The following is a 16,028-nucleotide window of genomic DNA, read 5'->3' on the forward strand; positions in this document are numbered from 1 at the left end:
GGCCGCGCCCCGGGTCAGGCCGCGCCCCGGGGTCAGGCCGCGAAGCCGCCGTCCACCGCGATCGAGGCGCCCGTGATGTACCGTCCTCCGTCGCCCGCCAGATGGGCCACGGTCGCCGCGACATCCGAGCCCCGGCCGTAGACCCCCAGCGCGGTGAGCCCGGCCTGCATCGCCGCGCTCTCGCCGTCGGCGGGGTTCATATCGGTGTCGATCGGGCCCGGGTGCACGAGGTTGGCGGTGATGCCGCGCGGCCCCAGCTCCTTGGCCAGGGTCTTGGTCAGGCCGGTGAGCGCGGCCTTGCTGGTGGCGTAGAGGGTGCCGCCGGGGAAGGCGACCCGCTCGGCCATACAGCTGCCGATGGAGATGATCCGCCCGCCCTCGGTCAGATGCGCCGCCGCGGCCTGCGCCGCCAGGAACGGCGCCCGGACATTGGTCCACAGCACCCGGTCGACATCGTCGAGGGAGATGCCCTCGAACGGTCCGAGCACGCCGATGCCCGCGTTGTTCACCAGGATGTCCAGCCGCCCGAACCGGTCGACGGCACCGGCCACCGAGGCCCGGATCTCCTCCGCGTCAGCGCTGTCGGCCCGCACCGCCCAGCCCTGCCCGCCGGCCCGCTCGATCTCCTTGACCACCTGGTCGGCCTGGTCCTGGCCGCTCCGGAAGGTCAGAGCCACCGCGGCTCCGTCGGCGGCCAGCCGCAGCGCGATCGCCCGGCCGATCCCCCGGCTGCCGCCGGTCACCAGGGCCGCCTTGCCGACGAGCGGCCGGGGGCCGTGCGCCGCCGCCGTCGTCTCCGTCAGCACCGTCGCCGTCATCGTCATCACCTTCGTATCGAGTCGTCGTGGCCGGGCGCGGCCGTGCGGAATGCCGTGGCTTCCGTACGGGGCGCACCGGGTCGCGGGGGTTTCTCCGCGGTACGACTCGATCTTCCGGCGCGGCGGGAGCCGGAGCTGGCGGAATCCGGACGCCACGTCAGCGGCCGGGCGGCTCCGGCTCCGGCTCCGGCTCAGGTTCCGACGGCACCCTCACCCCGTAGACCCGCCCGGCCGTCCCCCCGAAGACGTCCGACCGTTCCGCCGCCGAGAGCTGCCCGGTGGCCGCCTCGGCGAGCGCCACCACGTCCTCGTAGCCGGCGGCCAGGGTGCACACCGGCCAGTCGGAGCCGAACATCATCCGGCCGGGGCCGAAGGCGTCCAGGACGTGCCGGGCGTAGGGCAGGATCTGCTGCGGCCGCCAGGCGTCCCAGTCGGCCTCGGTGACCAGCCCGGACAGTTTGCAGCTGACGTTGGGCAGCGCCGCGAGGGCGGTGACGGCGTCCGCCCACGGCTGCCACTCCCCCGTGACGACCGGCGGTTTGGCGGCATGGTCCAGTACGAAGGCCAGCTGGGGCAGGGCACGTACCGCGGTGTGTGCGGCGGGCAGTTCGCGCGGGGTGACCAGCAGGTCGTAGACCAGCCCGGCGTCGGCCAGGACGGCCAGGCCGCGCAGCACGTCCGGGCGGGTGAGCCAGTCGGGGTCCGGCTCGTCCTGCACCTGGTGCCGGATGCCGACCAGACCGGCGGGCAGCGCCGCGAGGACCTCGGCGAGCGCCGGGGCGCGCAGGTCGGCCCAGCCGACGACGCCAGTGACCGGGCCCTCCCCCGCAGCCAGGGTGAGCAGTTCGGCGGTCTCCTCGTACGAGGACGACGACTGGACGAGGAGGGTGCCGTCGACGCCGTGCCCGGTCAGATGCGGGACGAGGTCGGACAGGCCGTAGCTGCGGCGGATCGGGTCGGCCCAGGGTCCGTCCATCCAGGGCTGTTCGCGCCGGCTGAGGTCCCACAGGTGGTGATGGGCGTCGATACGCATCAGGGGCGCGCTCCGGGCTCGCTCAGTCGTTCAGGGGCAGCGGCAGATCGGGGTCGAGCAGGCCGCGGGCGACGAGCGTATGCCACAGCGCGTCGGGGAGATGATGGGTGAACAGCCGTGCGTTCTCGGCCATTTCGTCCGGTGTGGCGGCTCCGACCACGGCCGCGGCGACGGCACGGTGCCCGAACGGGAAGCGGAGCGCCGCCGCTTTGAGCGGAACATCGAACTCCGCGCACACGGACGCAAGTTGACGCGCCCGGTCGAGCACCGGGCCGGGCGCCGGTGCGTAGTTGTAGGGCGCGCCGGGTGACGGGTCCGCCAGCAGACCGGAGTTGTAGACGCCGCCGACGACCACCGAGGTGCCGCGGCGTGCGCAGACCGGCAGCAGGTCATCGAGGGCGGTGCGCTCCAGCAGGGTCCAGCGGCCGGCGCACAGCACCACATCGACATCGAGGTCGGCGACCAGGCGGGCCAGCACCTCGCTGTGGTTCATGCCGAACCCGATGGCCCGGACCATCCCTTGTGCGCGCAGCTCGGCAAGGGCGGGGAAGCCCGTCTCGTACACCTCGCGCAGCCGGTCCTCGACATCGTGCAGATAGACGATGTCGACGGTGTCCACCCCGAGCCGGGTCAGGGACGCGTCGAGCGTGGCCCGGATGCCGTCGCGGGAGAGGTCCCATACACGGGCCCGCGCGGGGGTGTCCACGAAGCCCTCGCCCGCGGCCCGCTCCCCCGGGGCGAGCGGGCGCAGTCGGCGGCCGACCTTGGTGGAGAGGGTGTAGGTGGTGCGGTCCTGGTCGCGCAGTGCCCGGCCGAGGCGCTCCTCGGACAGGCCCACGCCGTAGTGGGGGGCGGTGTCGAAGTAGCCGGCGCCGGTGGCGAGGGCGGCGCGGACGACCTCGCCGGCCTGTGCCTCCGGGACGGCGCGGTAGAGGTTGCCGAGCGGCGCACAGCCCAGCCCCAGCGGCGGCACGGTGACGCCGGTGTGCCCCAACTCCCTTGGCCCGTACGGCGGACAGCGCATGGCGGTGGCCGCTCAGTCCTGCTTCTCGCCGCTGGTGAAGCGGGAGATGACCAGCGCGACGATGATGATCGTGCCGTTGAGGAACTGGGTCCACAGCGGCGGCACCCCGCCCAGCGTCATCACATTGATCACCAGCTGGAGCGTCAGGACGCCGGTGAGCGCGCCGAAGAGGGTGCCCCGGCCGCCCTTGAGGCCGATCCCGCCGATCACCGCGGCGGCGAAGACCTGGAAGATCCAGCCGTTGCCCTGGCTCGCGGAGACCGCGCCGTAGTGGCCGGTGTAGAGAATCCCGGCGAAGGCGGCGAGCACCCCGCCGAGGGCCAGCACGATCCAGGTGAGGCGGTCCACCCGTATGCCGGCCGCGCGGGCCGCCTCCGGATTGCCGCCGATGGCGTACAGCGCCCGCCCGTGCCGGAGGTAGCCCAGGGCCGCGCCGCCCAGCGCGAAGAGGGCGAGGCAGATCCAGACGGCGGCCGGGACGCCCAGCCAGTCGGCCTTGCCCAGATAGGCGAAGGACTCCGGAACGTCGCCGATGGACCGGCCCTCGGAGATCCCCACGTGCAGACCGCGGAGCATGGTGAGCATCCCGAGGGTGGCGATGAAGCCGTTGACCCGCAGGGTGAGCATGAGGAAGCCGTTGGCGGCGCCGACCGCCGCACCCACGGCAAGACAGAGCGGGATCGCCGTCCAGGCGGGGAAGAGCTCCAGCCCGGCGAAGCGGGTGCCGTGGGCGGGCATCACCAGCCACAGGCCGAGCACCGGCGCCAGGCCGATGGTCGACTCCAGCGAGAGATCCATCCGCCCGGTGATGAGGATCAGCGCCTCGCCGAGCACCAGCAGGCCCAGTTCCGTGGACTGCTGGATGACGCCGATGAGGTTGTCCTGGGTGAGGAACGCGGGCGACACGATGAAGCCGATGACGCCCAGCACGAAGATCACCGGCACCAGGGAGAAGTCCCGCCAGCGGGCCGGCTCGGTCCAGGGCCGGCGGCGCGGCGGCGGCCGGTCCACCACGTCGGCGGCCGGCGGCGTTGCGGTCTCGGTCATGGCGCGGTCCCTTCCGTTCCTTCCGTGTGCGGTGGGCCCGTTGGGGCGTCCCGGCCGCCGCCCGCCCCGGGCGGATCACCCGGACCGGGGCCGCCGGCGGCCACCCCCTCCATCGCGGCGACCAGTTCGTGGTCGCGCCAGCCGGCCGGGAATTCGGCGGTCACCCGGCCGTGGAAGACGGCCAGTACCCGGTCGCAGACTCGTAGATCGTCCAGCTCGTCGGAGACGATCACGGCGCCGCTGCCGCCGTCCGCGACCTCCCGTACGACCCCCAGCAGCGCGTCCTTGGACTTGACGTCGACGCCGTTGGTGGGCCGGATGGCGACCAGCACCGCGGGCTCACGGGCCAGGGCGCGGGCGATCACCACCTTCTGCTGGTTGCCGCCGGAGAGCCCGGACACCGGCTGGCCGGGCCCGGTCGTCCTGATGTCGAGTGCCGCGATCATCCGCCGGGCGAACGCCCGGGTCCGGGAGGGCAGTACGGTGCCCATCGGCCCCAGCCGGCCGGTGACGGTGAGGGTGGCGTTCTCGGCGACGCTGCGGCCCGGGATCAGCCCCTCGCGGTGCCGGTCCTCGGGGACATAGCCGATGCCCGCGTCGAGGGCGTGCGGGACGCTGCCCGTCCGGACCGGGCGGCCGCGCACCGCGATCCGCCCCGCGTCCGGCGTCCGCAGCCCCACCAGGGTCTCGCCGATCGCGGTGCCCCCGCCGGCCGTGGCGCCCGCGAGCCCCACCACTTCCCCGGCCCGTACGGTCAGGTCGAGCGGCGCGAAATGCCCGTCGACGGCCAGGGCTTCGGTCCGCAGCACCGGCTCGCCCGTCGGACGCGCGCCCGTCCGGGGCTTCCGTACGGCGGCCGTCTCCTCCCCCGTCATGGCCGCCACCAGTGCCTCCTTGGCCAGCCCGGGGACGGGCGCGGTCAGCACCTGCCGGGCGTCGCGGAAGACGGTGACGGTGTCACAGAGCTCGTGGACCTCCTGGAGGTGGTGCGAGATGAACAGAAGGGCCACGCCCTGGGCGCGCAGCCCGCGCAGTTTGGCGAAGAGCCGGTCGATGCCGGCCGCGTCGAGCCGGGCGGTGGGCTCGTCGAGGATGATCAGCCGGGCGCCGCCGGACAGCGCGCGGGCGATCTCCACGAACTGCCGCTGCTCGACGCCGAGGTCCCGGATCCGGGCGGCGGTGTCGACCTCGACGCCGTATTCGGCGAGCAGCTCACGGGCGCGGGTGTGCAGCGCCCGCCAGCGGATGGTCCGCGTGCCCTGGTAGCGGCCCAGGTAGAGGTTCTCCGCGACGGTGAGCTCCGGCACCGTCATCGACTTCTGGTGGACACAGGCGACCTTGCGCTGCCAGGCGGCGGTGTCGCCCCAGCCGGGCGCCGGTGCGCCGCCGAAGGTGACCCGGCCGGCGTCCGGGCGTGCCATGCCGGTCAGCACGGACACCAGGGTGGATTTCCCGGCGCCGTTGCGGCCGACGAGGGCGTGCGCCTCGCCGGGCCGTACGGTCAAGCGGGCGCCGTCCAGGGCGACGGTGGGCCCGTAGCGTTTGACGATCCCCTCGGCGTGCACCGCCGCCGCCCGGTCGTGGGTCTCCACGGCGCTACTTCTTCTTCTCCGGCTGATTGGCCCACAGCTTCTTGTCATCGACGGTGTCCTTGGTGACCAGGGGCGCCGGCAGCTGGTCCTCCAGACCGTTCCTGATCTTCACGATGGTGGAGCCGTGATCGGTCGGCCCCGGCCGGAAGGTCTTGCCGGCCAGTCCGGCCCTGGCGTAGTAGAGCGCGTACTTGGCGTAGAGGTCGGCGGGCTGGGAGAGGGTGGCGTCGATCGTGCCGGCCCGGATCGCGTCCAGTTCGTCCGGGATGCCGTCGTTGGAGATGATGGTGATGTGCCCGTCGGAGCCGGCCGGTTCGAGCCGCTTCTTCTGCTCCAGGAGGGCGAGCGTGGGCCGGAGGAAGGCGCCGCCGGCCTGCATATAGATGCCGTCGAGGTCCGGGTGCTGGGCGAGCAGGCTCTGGAGCTTGCCGGAGGCGACCTCGCCCTTCCAGTCCGTGGCCAGCTCATGCACGGTGATCTTCGGGAACTTCTTCTTCATACAGGCGGCGAACGCCTCGGAACGGTCCCGCCCGTTGATCGAGCTGAGGTCGCCCTGGAGTTCGGCGACCCGGCCCTTGCCGCCGAGCTGCCTGCCGAGGTAGTCGCAGGACTTCTCGCCGTAGGCGCGGTTGTCGGCGCGTACGACCATGTAGACCTTGCCCTCGTCGGGGCGGGTGTCCACGCTCACCACCGGGATCTTCTTCTCCGCCAGCCGTTGCAGCTCGGCGGTGATGGCGCCGGTGTCCTGCGGTGCCATCACGATCGCTTTGGCGCCCTGGTCGGTCAGTGCCTGCACATTGGAGACGACCTTGGCGATGTCGTTCTGCGAGTTGGACAGCGGCAGCGCGGCCGGGCCGCCGTGGTCCAGGTCCTTTTCCAGGTACTGCTGGTAGGAGTTCCAGAAGTCGGTGTCCGTACGGGGCAGATCGATGCCGATCCTGCCGCCCGCGGTGTCGCTGCCGCGGTTGCAGCCGGCGAGTGCGGCGATGGCGAGCACCGCGGCACAGGCCGCCGCGCCGGTCGTACGCAATCTCATGGTTGATCCCTCGGTCGTGGTGTGCGGCTCCTACGGCTCTCCCCGACAGCCCCGTTCACGTACCACCCCGCAATCGCACCCCCTGCATCCCCCCGTCCACCGCCAGTGCCGTTCCCGTGATGCCGGAGGCGGACGGGGACGCCAACGAGGCGATGGCGGCGGCCACTTCCGCTGCGGTGACCATCCGGCCCATCGGCTGGCGGGCGTTGAGGGCGACGCGTTCGGCGGCCGGGTCGTCGGCGTGGTCCAGCAGGCGGCCGACCCACGGGGTGTCGGCGGTGCCCGGGTTGACGCAGTTGACGCGGATGCCCTCGCGGAGGTGGTCGGCGGCCATCGCGAGGGTCAGGGAGAGCACCGCGCCCTTGCTCGCGGCGTACAGCGCGCGCTGCGGCAGGCCCGCGGTGGCGGCGATGGAGCAGGTGTGGGTGATGGAGACCCGGCCCGGGGCGCCGGCCGCGGTGCGGCGCAGGGCCGGCAGCGCGGCGCGGGCGGTGCGGACCAGGCCCAGCACATTGACGTCCAGGACCCGGCCCCACTCCGCGTCGTCGTTGTCCACGACGGTGCCGATGGCGCCGGTCCCGGCGTTGCCGACGAGGGTGTGCAGGGCGCCCAGCTCCCCCACCGCCTCGGCGACGGCGGCCCGTACGGCGGCGTCGGAGGTCACATCGGCCGTGACCGGGATCGCCCCGGCGGGCGCACCGGCCGGGTCCCGGTCCAGGACGGCGACCCGCGCGCCGCGCGCCAGTAGCAGCGCGGCGGTGGCCGCCCCGATGCCGGAGCCGCCGCCGGTGACGAGGGCGGCCATCCCCTCGAAGTCGGCCGGGTGGTGGCCGGTCCGCGGTCGGTCGCTCATACGGGGACCTCCTGTTCGCCGTGGGGGTGCCGCGGCCGCTGACGGGCGCGCCAGACGGGCCCGTCGGGGAAACGGTGGGCGGCGAGGGACCCGGGTTTCATCCGGGCCGAGAAGCCGGGCGCGGTCGGGGCGCGGTAGCGGCCGCGGTCGATGACGACGGGGTCGCTGAAGTGGTCGTGCAGATGGTCGACGTACTCGATCACCCGGTCCTCCCAACTCCCGGACACCGCCACGTAGTCGAACATCGCCAGATGCTGCACCAGCTCGCACAGCCCCACCCCGCCCGCGTGCGGGCACACCGGCACCCCGTACTTCGCGGCCATCAGCAGGATCGCGAGGTTCTCGTTGACCCCGGCGACCCGGGCCGCGTCGATCTGTACGAAGTCCACGGCGCCGGCCTGGAGCAGCTGTTTGAAGACCACCCGGTTGGCGACGTGCTCACCGGTGGCGACCTTCACGGGCTGCCCGGAGCGCACCGCGGCATGCCCGAGGACGTCGTCGGGGCTGGTCGGCTCCTCGATCCAGTGCGGGGTCCAGGGCGCGAGCGCGGTCATCCAGCGGACCGCCTCGGCCACGTCCCAGCGCTGGTTGGCGTCGACGGCGATCCGTACGCCGGGGCCGACCGCGTCCCTGGCCAGCCGCAGCCGCCGCTTGTCGTCGTCGAGGTCGGCGCCCACTTTCAGCTTGATCTGGCCGAAACCGTCGGCCACCGCTTTTCTGGCCAGCCGTACCAGCTTGCCGTCGTCGTAGCCGAGCCAGCCGGGCGAGGTGGTGTACGCGGGGTAGCCCTCGGCCTTGAGGCGGGCGGTGCGGGCGGCGCGGCCGGGTTCGGCGGCGCGCAGGAGGGCCAGCGCCTCGTCGGGGGTCAGCGCGTCGGAGAGGTAGCGGAAGTCGACGAGCGAGACCAGTTCCTCGGGAGTCAGCGCGGCGAGGAACTCCCACACCGGCAGCCCGGCCCGGCGCGCGGCCAGGTCCCAGGCGGCGTTGACCAGCGCCCCGGCCGCCATCTGCATCACGCCCTTCTCGGGCCCGAGCCAGCGCAGCTGGGAGTCGTGGGTGAGGTCGTGGTGCAGGGCGGCGAGATCGGCGGCGCCGGCGGGGGCGGGGCGGCCGACGACGTAGGGCGCGAGGGACCGGATCGCGGCGGCCATGACCTCGTTGCCGCGTCCGATGGTGAAGCAGAGGCCGTGGCCCGGCGGTCCGCCGTCGGTGTGCAGGACGACGTAGGCGGCGGAGTAGTCGGGGTCCGGATTCATGGCGTCCGAGCCGTCGAGCTGCTCCGAGGTGGGGAAGCGGACGTCGTGGACCTCCAGCTCGGTGACGGTGCCGGTCCCTGCCATGCGCATGCCCCCTGGGATGTTGCGGAAGAACATCGGACCTTTGCCGGACATCCGATGTATAGACCCGCGCGTGAGGCCTCGTCCAGACCCCGTACGGAAGTTGAGCCAACAGCCCTCGGGACAGGTCGGATGAATCGCCAGCCCTTCCCGCAAAGGGGCTACGGACCGGCGCCGCGGACGCCGTAGTCTTGGGACCGCACGTAATGGAACTGCTGCCGGCGGCCGCCCCAGGCGGCCGGACCGGTCGGAAGGAGGCGCTGGGTGATCGAGCTCGAGGGGGTACCCGAGCTGATCGACCCGGTCATGGTGGCCGCGTTCGAAGGCTGGAACGACGCCGGCGACGCCGCCTCCGCCGCGGTCGCCCATCTCGACCGGGAATGGAAGGGCGAGGTCTTCGCCGCGCTGGACGCGGAGGACTACTACGACTTCCAGGTGAACCGCCCCACCGTCTTCCTGGACGGCGGGGTACGCAAGATCACCTGGCCGACGACCCGGCTCTCCGTGGTGCGTGTCGGTGACACGAACGGCAAGGGGCGCACGCGCGACCTCGTCCTGGTCCGCGGCATCGAGCCCAGCATGCGCTGGCGCTCGTTCTGCAACGAAATCCTCGGCTTCGCCCATGAGTTGGGTGTGGAGATGCTGGTGGTGCTGGGCTCACTGCTCGGCGACACCCCGCACACCCGCCCGGTGCCGGTCAGCGGGGTCACCTCCGACGCGGACCTGGCTGCCCGGCTCGATCTGGAGGAGTCCCGCTACGAGGGCCCCACGGGCATCGTCGGCATCCTCCAGGAGGCGTGCACCCATGCCGGTGTCCCCGCGGTGAGCCTGTGGGCCGCGGTGCCGCACTATGTCTCCCAGCCGCCCAACCCGAAGGCCAGCCTCGCCCTGCTCAACCGCCTGGAGGACCTCCTCGACGTCCGTATCCCGCTGGGCGAGCTGACCGAGGACGCCCGCGCCTGGCAGCTGGGTGTGGACCAACTGGCCGCCGAGGACAGCGAGGTCGCCGAGTACGTGCAGTCGCTGGAGGAGGCGCGGGACACCGCGGATCTGCCGGAGGCGTCCGGCGAGGCCATCGCCCGCGAGTTCGAGCGCTATCTGCGCCGCCGCGACCCGCAGTCCGGTCCGGGCGTCGCGACCGAGGGCGGCCTGGCCGACGGCCGCGACAGCTCCTTCCTCCGCGACACCACCAGCGGCCGCACCCGTCCGCCCCGCCCGGTCTCCAAGGAGCCCCGCGAGCCGAAGACCGGCGACGAGACGGCGACGGGACCGAAGGACACGGCCAAGGGCAACGGCACGTCGGAGAGCCCGGATGCCTCGGGCGGCACGGACCCGGCCGACTCCCCGGGGCCGGAGGACGGTTCGGAGAGCAGCGGAAGCTGAGCGCCGGGGACCCGCTCCCCGGTATGCCAGGGGCGCCGGACGGCCTGCGGGCCGGTACGGCGCCCCTGGCATTTCCCCTCCCGGACCTCCCGAGCCGCAAGTCCCCGGCCCCGCAAGGAGAAAGGGGCGCTTCCACCGGCCGGCGGAAGCGCCCCTGAGGGTCGGATTGACGGGTCGTTACAGGGCCACGCCGAGCAGTGCGTCGACCGCGCGGGAGACGAGACCGGGGGCGCCCTCGTCGGTGCCGCCCCCGTCCTGCTGCGCGGCGGCCCAGCGGTCCACGGCCGCGAGGGCGGCCGGGGAGTCCAGGTCGTCGGCGAGCGCCGTACGGATCTCCGCCAGGAGGGCGTCGGCGGACGGGCCGTCAGGACGGGAGACGGCGGCCCGCCAGCGCACCAGCCGCTCCTCGGCCTCCGCCAGCACCGCGTCGGTCCACTCCCAGTCGGCCCGGTAGTGGTGCGCGAGCAGCGCCAGCCGGATCGCCGCCGGGTCGGTGCCGGCGCGCCGCACCGTGGAGACGAAGACGAGATTGCCCTTGGACTTGGACATCTTCTGGCCGTTCAGGGCCACCATCCCGGCGTGCACATACGCCTTGGCGAACGGGTGCTCACCGGTGAGCGCCTGGGCGTGCGAGGCGCCCATCTCGTGGTGCGGGAAGGCGAGGTCGGAGCCGCCGCCCTGGACGTCGAAGCCCATGCCGAGGTGGTCCAGGGCGATGGCGACACACTCGATGTGCCAGCCGGGCCGGCCGCGGCCCAGCGAGCCGCCGTCCCAGCTCGGCTCGCCGTCGCGGGCCGCCATCCACAGCATCGGGTCGAGCGGGCTCTTCTTGCCCTCGCGCTCCGGGTCGCCGCCGCGCTCGGCGGACAGCAGCCGCATCGCCTCGGCGTCCAGCCCGGAGACCTCGCCGAAGTGCGGGTCGGAGGCGACCGAGAAGTAGATGTCACCGTCCAGCTCGTAGGCGGCGCCGGCGTCGCGCAGCCGCTCCACCAGCGGGACGATGCCGGGTATCGACTCGACGGCGCCTATGTAGTGGCGGGGCGGCAGCATCCGCAGGGCCGTCATGTCCTCGCGGAAGAGGGCGGTCTCGCGCTCGGCGAGCGCCGTCCAGTCGTCGCCGGTGGCCACGGCCCGCTCCAGCAGCGGATCGTCGACATCGGTGACGTTCTGTACGTAGTGCACCTGACGCTTCGTGTCGAGCCACACGCGCTGAACCAGGTCGAACGCGTTGTAGGTCGCCGCGTGCCCCATGTGGGTGGCGTCGTAGGGCGTGATGCCGCAGACGTAGATACGGGCGACGGGACCGGGGTCGAGGGTTACCCGTCCGCCGGTCGCGGTGTCGTGGATCCTCAGGTCGCGGCCCTGGCCAGGCAGGGCGGGGACCTCAGAAGCGGGCCATGCATGCATGCCTTGAGCGTAACCGGACGGATGTTCCGCATACGAACCGGACCGGAGGTCTGGCCGGAAAGGCGGTCTTGTGTTCGACGGTCGTACGTGCAATCACCCCGCGGTCGCACGTAGAAGCGCGCCGTCGCCACGGCACGGATTCCCGGTGGATCAGACGCGCATCAGACGGCCATCAGACGGGCGGCCAGGGGATCGCGGGCCATTCGCCGCTCGGCTCCGGGTGCCGGCCGCTGTGCAGCAGCCCCGCCACCCGCGCCCGCAGCGCCTCGGTCTCGGCGTCCGTGATCAGTTCGGCCAGTCGGGCGGCGAGCGGCCGGCCGTCCGCCAGCTCCCGCTCCAGACCCCGCAGCACCTCCAGCGCCTCGTCGGTCAGCGGCTCCCCCGCCCACCCCCACAGCAGGGTGCGCAGCTTGTCCTCGGCGTTGAACGTCACGCCGTGATCGATGGCGAAGAACTGCCCATCGGCGCCGGGCAGCAGATGGCCGCCCTTGCGGTCCCCGTTGTTGATCACCGCGTCGAGCACCGCGAGCTGCCGCAGCCGCGGATGGTCGGCGTGCACCAGCAGCGCGGTGCGGCCCGCACCGATCTGAGCGAGCCCGACGGCCTTCCAGCCGGGCCCCGGCTCCTCGTCCTCCACCAGTGCCAGCAGCTCGGGCACCTCGTCGCTGCTCTCCGGCGGATCGATCCACTCCTGGACCATGCCGGTGCCGTACGGGCCGTCCCGCAGCACCGTCGGGGGGATCAGGTCCCAGCCGCAGGCCCGGGAGATCTCGTACGCGGCGACCTCGCGCTGGGCGAGTGTGCCGTCGGGGAAGTCCCACAGCGGGCGCTCACCGGCGACCGGCTTGTAGACACAGGCGGTGCTGTGGCCGTCGTACGCGACCGTGCAGTAGAGCACCGCGTTGGAGGCTTCCTCGATGCGGCCGCGGACGGTCAGCTCCCCTTCGGCGAGCAGCGCGTCCGACGGGGTTCCGGCGGGCTCCGGCGCGGCCGCCGGCGGGTCCTGCGGCCGGGCGGGACCGGGCAGCGGCGCGGCGGGCTCTGCGGCGGACTCCATGGCGCTCAGGCGTCCCGCCGGTATCCGTTCTGGCGCGGGCATACGTGTCCCTCCGGGTCGAGCGGCAGGCTGCACAGCGGGCACGGCGGGCGGCCGGCGTTGACGACCTCCAGCGCCCGCTTGGCGAACGCCCTGGCCATGGTTCCGGTGAGGCGCACCCGCAGCATCGGGGGGCCGTTCTCGTCGTCCTGGAGCAACCGCTCCTCGGCGTCGGCGAGGTCCTCGTCGCTGTCCGCGTCCAGCTCGACCAGGGCCTGGGCCTCGACGATCATCCGCTCGTCCTCGCCGTCCCACGCGAGCGCCATCGTGCCGACCCGGAACTCCTCCTCGACCGGCGATTCCAACGGCGCGGTGTCGGACAGCTCGGTGGGCGAGACGGCGGGCACCGGGGCGTTGCCGCCGCTGCGCCGGACGACCTCGTCCAGCAGTTCGTCGATCCGCTCGGCGAGGGCGGCGACCTGGGTCTTCTCCAGGGCGACGCTGGTGGTGCGGCCGGCCGCGGTGGCCTGGAGGTAGAAGCTACGGCGGCCAGGCAGCCCGACCGTACCGGCCACGAAGCGGTCCGGCGCGTCGTAGAAGAACACCTGACGGGACAACGTCCTGCTCCGATTGCTCGACTGCGGGGTCACTGCGGTCGCTGCACGTCCTGCGGTCACTGCGCGGATCGCAGGGGCGTGGCGGGCAGCGCCGTCGCACCACCCTACTGCGCCGACTGATCACGCTGCTCCCGCACCACCGCCGACTGCCGCGTCCCGCTCGGCCGCCGCGGCGCCGCCTTCGTCCCGGGGCGCGAGCGAGCCGAAGTCACCGGTGTCCCCGAGCCGGACGAGGTAGGGGCGCAGCCGGGTGTAGCGGATCGCGGTGACCGAACAGGGCTCGACGGAAATCCGCTGAAAGAGGTCGAGGTGCATGCCCAGGGCGTCGGCGACCAGGGACTTGATGATGTCGCCGTGCGAGCACATGGCGTAGGTCGCCTCGGGGCCGTGCGCCTCCTCGATCCGGGCGTTCCAGTCCCGTACCGCGTCCACCGCGCGGGCCTGCATCGCGCGCATCGACTCTCCGCCGGGGAAGGCGGCCGCGGACGGATGCTGCTGGACGATCTCCATCAGCGGCTCGTCGCTCAGTTCGGCGAGTTTCCGGCCGGACCACTCGCCGTAGTCGCATTCGCTGATCCGGTCGTCGACGTGCAGCGTGAGCCAGGGCCGGGCTTCCAGCAGCGGCGCCAGGGTCTCCCGGCAGCGCTGGAGCGGGCTGGAGACGACGGCGGTCAGCGGCACCTGCGCCAGCCGTGCGGGCAGCTCGGCGGACTGGGCCGCGCCGCGCTCGTCGAGTGCGACTCCGGGCGCCCGCCCGGCGAGCACCCCGGCGGTATTGGCGGTGGAGCGGCCGTGCCGCACCAGGATCAGCGTGGGCATGACCGCCACCCTACGTTCCCGGTACGCCTTCCCGGCAGGTGGCCGGGCGCCTTCCTGGCAGGCGGCCGGGCAACGCGCGAGAATGCCGGTGTGATCGTCGACAGCGCCATCTACCGGGAGGGCCGTCGCACCGAGTGCACGACCGACTTCTCGCACGCCCTGGAAGAGGCGCGGGCCGAGGGGCACTCCTTCCTGTGGCTGGGGATGTACGAGCCGACCGAGGAGGAGTTCGCGCGCGTCCGGTCGGAATTCGCGCTGCACCCCCTGGCCGTCGAGGACGCGCTCAAGGCGCATCAGCGGCCCAAGCTGGAGGTCTACGACGACTCGCTGTTCATGGTGCTGAAACCGGTCACCTACGACGACCGGGCGGACACGGTGACCGCGTCCGAGCTGATGGTGTTCGTGGGCGACGCGTTCGTCGTCACCGTCCGGCACGGCGAGGCCAGTCCGCTGGCGGCGGTGCGGCACCGGCTGGAGGAGCACCCGGAGATCCTGCGGCACGGCCCGGGGGCGGTGCTGTACGCGATCAGTGACGCGGTGGTGGACCACTACATCGAAGTGGCCGCCGAACTCCAGCTGGACCTGGAGGAGTTGGAGGCGGAGGTTTTCGCTCCGGTACGCGGCCGGGACACCCGGAACACCGCCGCCGAGATCTATGCGTTCAAGCGCGAAGTGCTCGAATTCCGCCGGGCGACCGGCCCGTTGGCGGAGCCGATGGCCCGGCTCCAGAACCCCGGCGTGCCGTTCGTGCACGCGCACGCCCGGCCGTTCTTCCGCGACGTCGACGACCACCTCACCCGCGCCAACGAGTCGGTGGAGGGCCTGGACCGGCTGTTGTCGGACATTCTCTCCGCCCACCTCGCGCAGATGGGCGTGCGGCAGAACGACGACATGCGCAAGATCTCGGCCTGGGCGGCGCTGGCGGCCGTCCCCACTCTGATCGCCGGCGTCTACGGCATGAACTTCGAGCACATGCCGGAGCTGAAGTGGGACCTGGGGTACCCGGTGATCCTGGCAGTGATGGTCATCATCGAGGTGTCGCTGTACCGGCTGTTCAAACGCCGCGGCTGGCTCTGACGCCGTGCCGCGGACCGTGGGGCCGGTCCGCTCAGGCGAATTCCGGTGCGGTGGTGGCCGGTCCGCCCAGCGCGTTCCGCCGCTCGGGCATCCGGAGGCTGACCATCCGCCGCCAGCCGGCCAGCCGCTCATAGCCGTACACCGCCCGGATCCCGGCGGCGAGCGCGGCGGACTTGGCCGCCGGCCACTCCAGGATGCGGCCCATGTGGGCCATCACCGCCAGGCTGACCTCCCGGTAGACGACGATCTCGGCATGGGCGCACTCCCGCAGGGTCCGCTGGATGACGCGGCCGTGCCCGGCGCGGGCCAGCCGCAGCAGCTCCTCGTGGCAGTACGCGAGGTGGTTGTCCTCGTCATGCGAGATCATCCGGACCGCTTTGCCCAGCTCGGGGTGGTCGCCGAAGTGCTTGGTGAGCATCAGCATCTGGTCGGAGGCCCGCTGTTCGGTGACCCGGCTGTGGGAGAGGTAGACGACGATGTCGCGCTCGGTGAGCGGCTGGTCGCGGCGCAGCTTGTCGTGGGTCAGGCCGATGCCCCGCCGCTCCAGCAGCGCGGTGTAGTCGGTCGCCACCGGGACGTCGGTCGGCGTCAGTCCGCGCTTGCGCATCAGCGCCTGGAAGATCCGGCCGTGCTTGTCCTCGTCGGCGCCGTGCCGGGCGACCTTGGGCGCCAGCTCCCGCATGGACGCGGGGAGCAGCGCGGCGATCCGGCCGTTCTCCCAGCCGCCCTGCGCCTCTCCGCTGGCCGCGATGGAACAGAACAGCCGGAAGGAGTCGTCGTTGTCGACGATCTCCTGGAACAGGCTTCGGGCCGAGAGCATCTTTGCCACCTCCGAACGGACACACCCGTAAAGGAAGAGTCAATTGGGGTGGTGCATGGGCGGCAACCGGAGCGGCGGCCCGTTCGGCCGTTCGGGCGAGGGATGCCCCCGTACGCGGGCGTAACCAGC

The 16,028-nt window shown here is 72.8% G+C and carries 15 protein-coding genes; 2 read left to right on the top strand and 13 right to left on the bottom strand.

All coding sequences use genetic code 11. From position 1 onward, the window contains the following. Positions 1-32: 32 nt before the first annotated feature. The 8 genes from CP981_RS08065 to CP981_RS08100 form a co-directional block, all read right to left on the bottom strand. A complete protein-coding gene (locus CP981_RS08065) occupies positions 33-818 on the bottom strand; it encodes a 3-oxoacyl-ACP reductase family protein (protein ID WP_085927051.1) in 786 nt (261 codons plus the stop codon). A 157-nt stretch (positions 819-975) separates the two neighbouring features. Then, positions 976-1,851 (bottom strand): amidohydrolase family protein, encoded by an 876-nt coding sequence (locus CP981_RS08070; RefSeq protein WP_085927016.1) that lies wholly within the window; start codon positions 1,849-1,851, stop codon positions 976-978. Positions 1,852-1,873: 22 nt separating this feature from the next. After that, positions 1,874-2,875: an aldo/keto reductase gene (locus CP981_RS08075; protein ID WP_085927017.1), complete on the bottom strand. Its 1,002-nt coding sequence runs from the start codon at positions 2,873-2,875 to the stop codon at positions 1,874-1,876. A 12-nt stretch (positions 2,876-2,887) separates the two neighbouring features. Next, positions 2,888-3,922, bottom strand: coding sequence for an ABC transporter permease (locus tag CP981_RS08080; protein WP_107429571.1), 1,035 nt, complete (start codon positions 3,920-3,922; stop codon positions 2,888-2,890). Continuing rightward, positions 3,919-5,514, bottom strand: coding sequence for a sugar ABC transporter ATP-binding protein (locus CP981_RS08085; protein ID WP_085927018.1), 1,596 nt, complete (start codon positions 5,512-5,514; stop codon positions 3,919-3,921). The genes CP981_RS08080 and CP981_RS08085 overlap by 4 nt, the downstream gene beginning before the upstream one ends. A 4-nt stretch (positions 5,515-5,518) precedes the next feature. Beyond that, entirely contained in the window at positions 5,519-6,550 is a 1,032-nt protein-coding gene (locus CP981_RS08090) for a sugar ABC transporter substrate-binding protein (protein ID WP_085927019.1), read from the bottom strand. 55 nt (positions 6,551-6,605) lie between these two features. Continuing rightward, entirely contained in the window at positions 6,606-7,403 is a 798-nt protein-coding gene (locus tag CP981_RS08095) for an SDR family oxidoreductase (protein WP_085927020.1), read from the bottom strand. Continuing rightward, the gene (locus CP981_RS08100; protein WP_085927053.1) at positions 7,400-8,743 is read right to left on the bottom strand and encodes an enolase C-terminal domain-like protein; all 1,344 of its coding nucleotides are present in this window, start codon (positions 8,741-8,743) and stop codon (positions 7,400-7,402) included. The genes CP981_RS08095 and CP981_RS08100 overlap by 4 nt, the downstream gene beginning before the upstream one ends. A 261-nt stretch (positions 8,744-9,004) precedes the next feature. On the opposite strand from CP981_RS08100, the gene CP981_RS08105 reads away from it, so the two are divergent. Beyond that, on the top strand, positions 9,005-10,123 hold the full coding sequence (locus CP981_RS08105) for a PAC2 family protein (protein WP_085927021.1): 1,119 nt from the start codon (positions 9,005-9,007) through the stop codon (positions 10,121-10,123). A gap of 177 nt (positions 10,124-10,300) precedes the next feature. On the opposite strand, the gene mshC is transcribed toward CP981_RS08105, so the two are convergent. The 4 genes from mshC to CP981_RS08125 all read right to left on the bottom strand — a co-directional run bounded on the left by mshC (position 10,301) and on the right by CP981_RS08125 (position 14,002). Continuing rightward, a complete protein-coding gene (gene mshC, locus CP981_RS08110) occupies positions 10,301-11,530 on the bottom strand; it encodes a cysteine--1-D-myo-inosityl 2-amino-2-deoxy-alpha-D-glucopyranoside ligase (RefSeq protein ID WP_085927022.1) in 1,230 nt (409 codons plus the stop codon). A 172-nt stretch (positions 11,531-11,702) separates the two neighbouring features. Next, entirely contained in the window at positions 11,703-12,587 is an 885-nt protein-coding gene (locus CP981_RS08115; protein ID WP_085927023.1) for an SCO1664 family protein, read from the bottom strand. A gap of 5 nt (positions 12,588-12,592) precedes the next feature. After that, positions 12,593-13,183 (bottom strand): DUF3090 domain-containing protein, encoded by a 591-nt coding sequence (locus CP981_RS08120; protein WP_085927024.1) that lies wholly within the window; start codon positions 13,181-13,183, stop codon positions 12,593-12,595. Between the two features lie 120 nt (positions 13,184-13,303). Then, on the bottom strand, positions 13,304-14,002 hold the full coding sequence (locus CP981_RS08125; RefSeq protein WP_085927054.1) for a histidine phosphatase family protein: 699 nt from the start codon (positions 14,000-14,002) through the stop codon (positions 13,304-13,306). 90 nt (positions 14,003-14,092) lie between these two features. Between CP981_RS08125 and corA the strand changes: the two genes are divergently transcribed. Further along, on the top strand, positions 14,093-15,079 hold the full coding sequence (gene corA / locus CP981_RS08130; protein WP_085927025.1) for a magnesium/cobalt transporter CorA: 987 nt from the start codon (positions 14,093-14,095) through the stop codon (positions 15,077-15,079). Positions 15,080-15,110: 31 nt separating this feature from the next. Here the strand turns inward: corA and CP981_RS08135 are convergent, their stop codons facing one another. Further along, the gene (locus CP981_RS08135) at positions 15,111-15,899 is read right to left on the bottom strand and encodes a hypothetical protein (RefSeq protein ID WP_085927026.1); all 789 of its coding nucleotides are present in this window, start codon (positions 15,897-15,899) and stop codon (positions 15,111-15,113) included. Positions 15,900-16,028 lie beyond the last annotated feature (129 nt).

The organism is Streptomyces platensis (assembly GCF_008704855.1).
GTDB classification, from domain to species: Bacteria; Actinomycetota; Actinomycetes; order Streptomycetales; family Streptomycetaceae; genus Streptomyces; species Streptomyces platensis.

Excerpts from the sequence above, each read along its gene's own strand:
- CP981_RS08065 (WP_085927051.1), bottom strand. The coding sequence starts at position 818 with ATGACGGCGACGGTGCTGACGGAGACGACGGCGGCGGCGCACGGCCCC.
- CP981_RS08070 (WP_085927016.1), bottom strand. The coding sequence starts at position 1,851 with ATGCGTATCGACGCCCATCACCACCTGTGGGACCTCAGCCGGCGCGAA.
- CP981_RS08075 (WP_085927017.1), bottom strand. The coding sequence starts at position 2,875 with ATGCGCTGTCCGCCGTACGGGCCAAGGGAGTTGGGGCACACCGGCGTC.
- CP981_RS08080 (WP_107429571.1), bottom strand. The coding sequence starts at position 3,922 with ATGACCGAGACCGCAACGCCGCCGGCCGCCGACGTGGTGGACCGGCCG.
- CP981_RS08090 (WP_085927019.1), bottom strand. The coding sequence starts at position 6,550 with ATGAGATTGCGTACGACCGGCGCGGCGGCCTGTGCCGCGGTGCTCGCC.
- CP981_RS08095 (WP_085927020.1), bottom strand. The coding sequence starts at position 7,403 with ATGAGCGACCGACCGCGGACCGGCCACCACCCGGCCGACTTCGAGGGG.
- CP981_RS08100 (WP_085927053.1), bottom strand. The coding sequence starts at position 8,743 with ATGGCAGGGACCGGCACCGTCACCGAGCTGGAGGTCCACGACGTCCGC.
- mshC (WP_085927022.1), bottom strand. The coding sequence starts at position 11,530 with ATGCATGCATGGCCCGCTTCTGAGGTCCCCGCCCTGCCTGGCCAGGGC.
- CP981_RS08115 (WP_085927023.1), bottom strand. The coding sequence starts at position 12,587 with ATGGAGTCCGCCGCAGAGCCCGCCGCGCCGCTGCCCGGTCCCGCCCGG.
- CP981_RS08125 (WP_085927054.1), bottom strand. The coding sequence starts at position 14,002 with ATGCCCACGCTGATCCTGGTGCGGCACGGCCGCTCCACCGCCAATACC.
- CP981_RS08135 (WP_085927026.1), bottom strand. The coding sequence starts at position 15,899 with ATGCTCTCGGCCCGAAGCCTGTTCCAGGAGATCGTCGACAACGACGAC.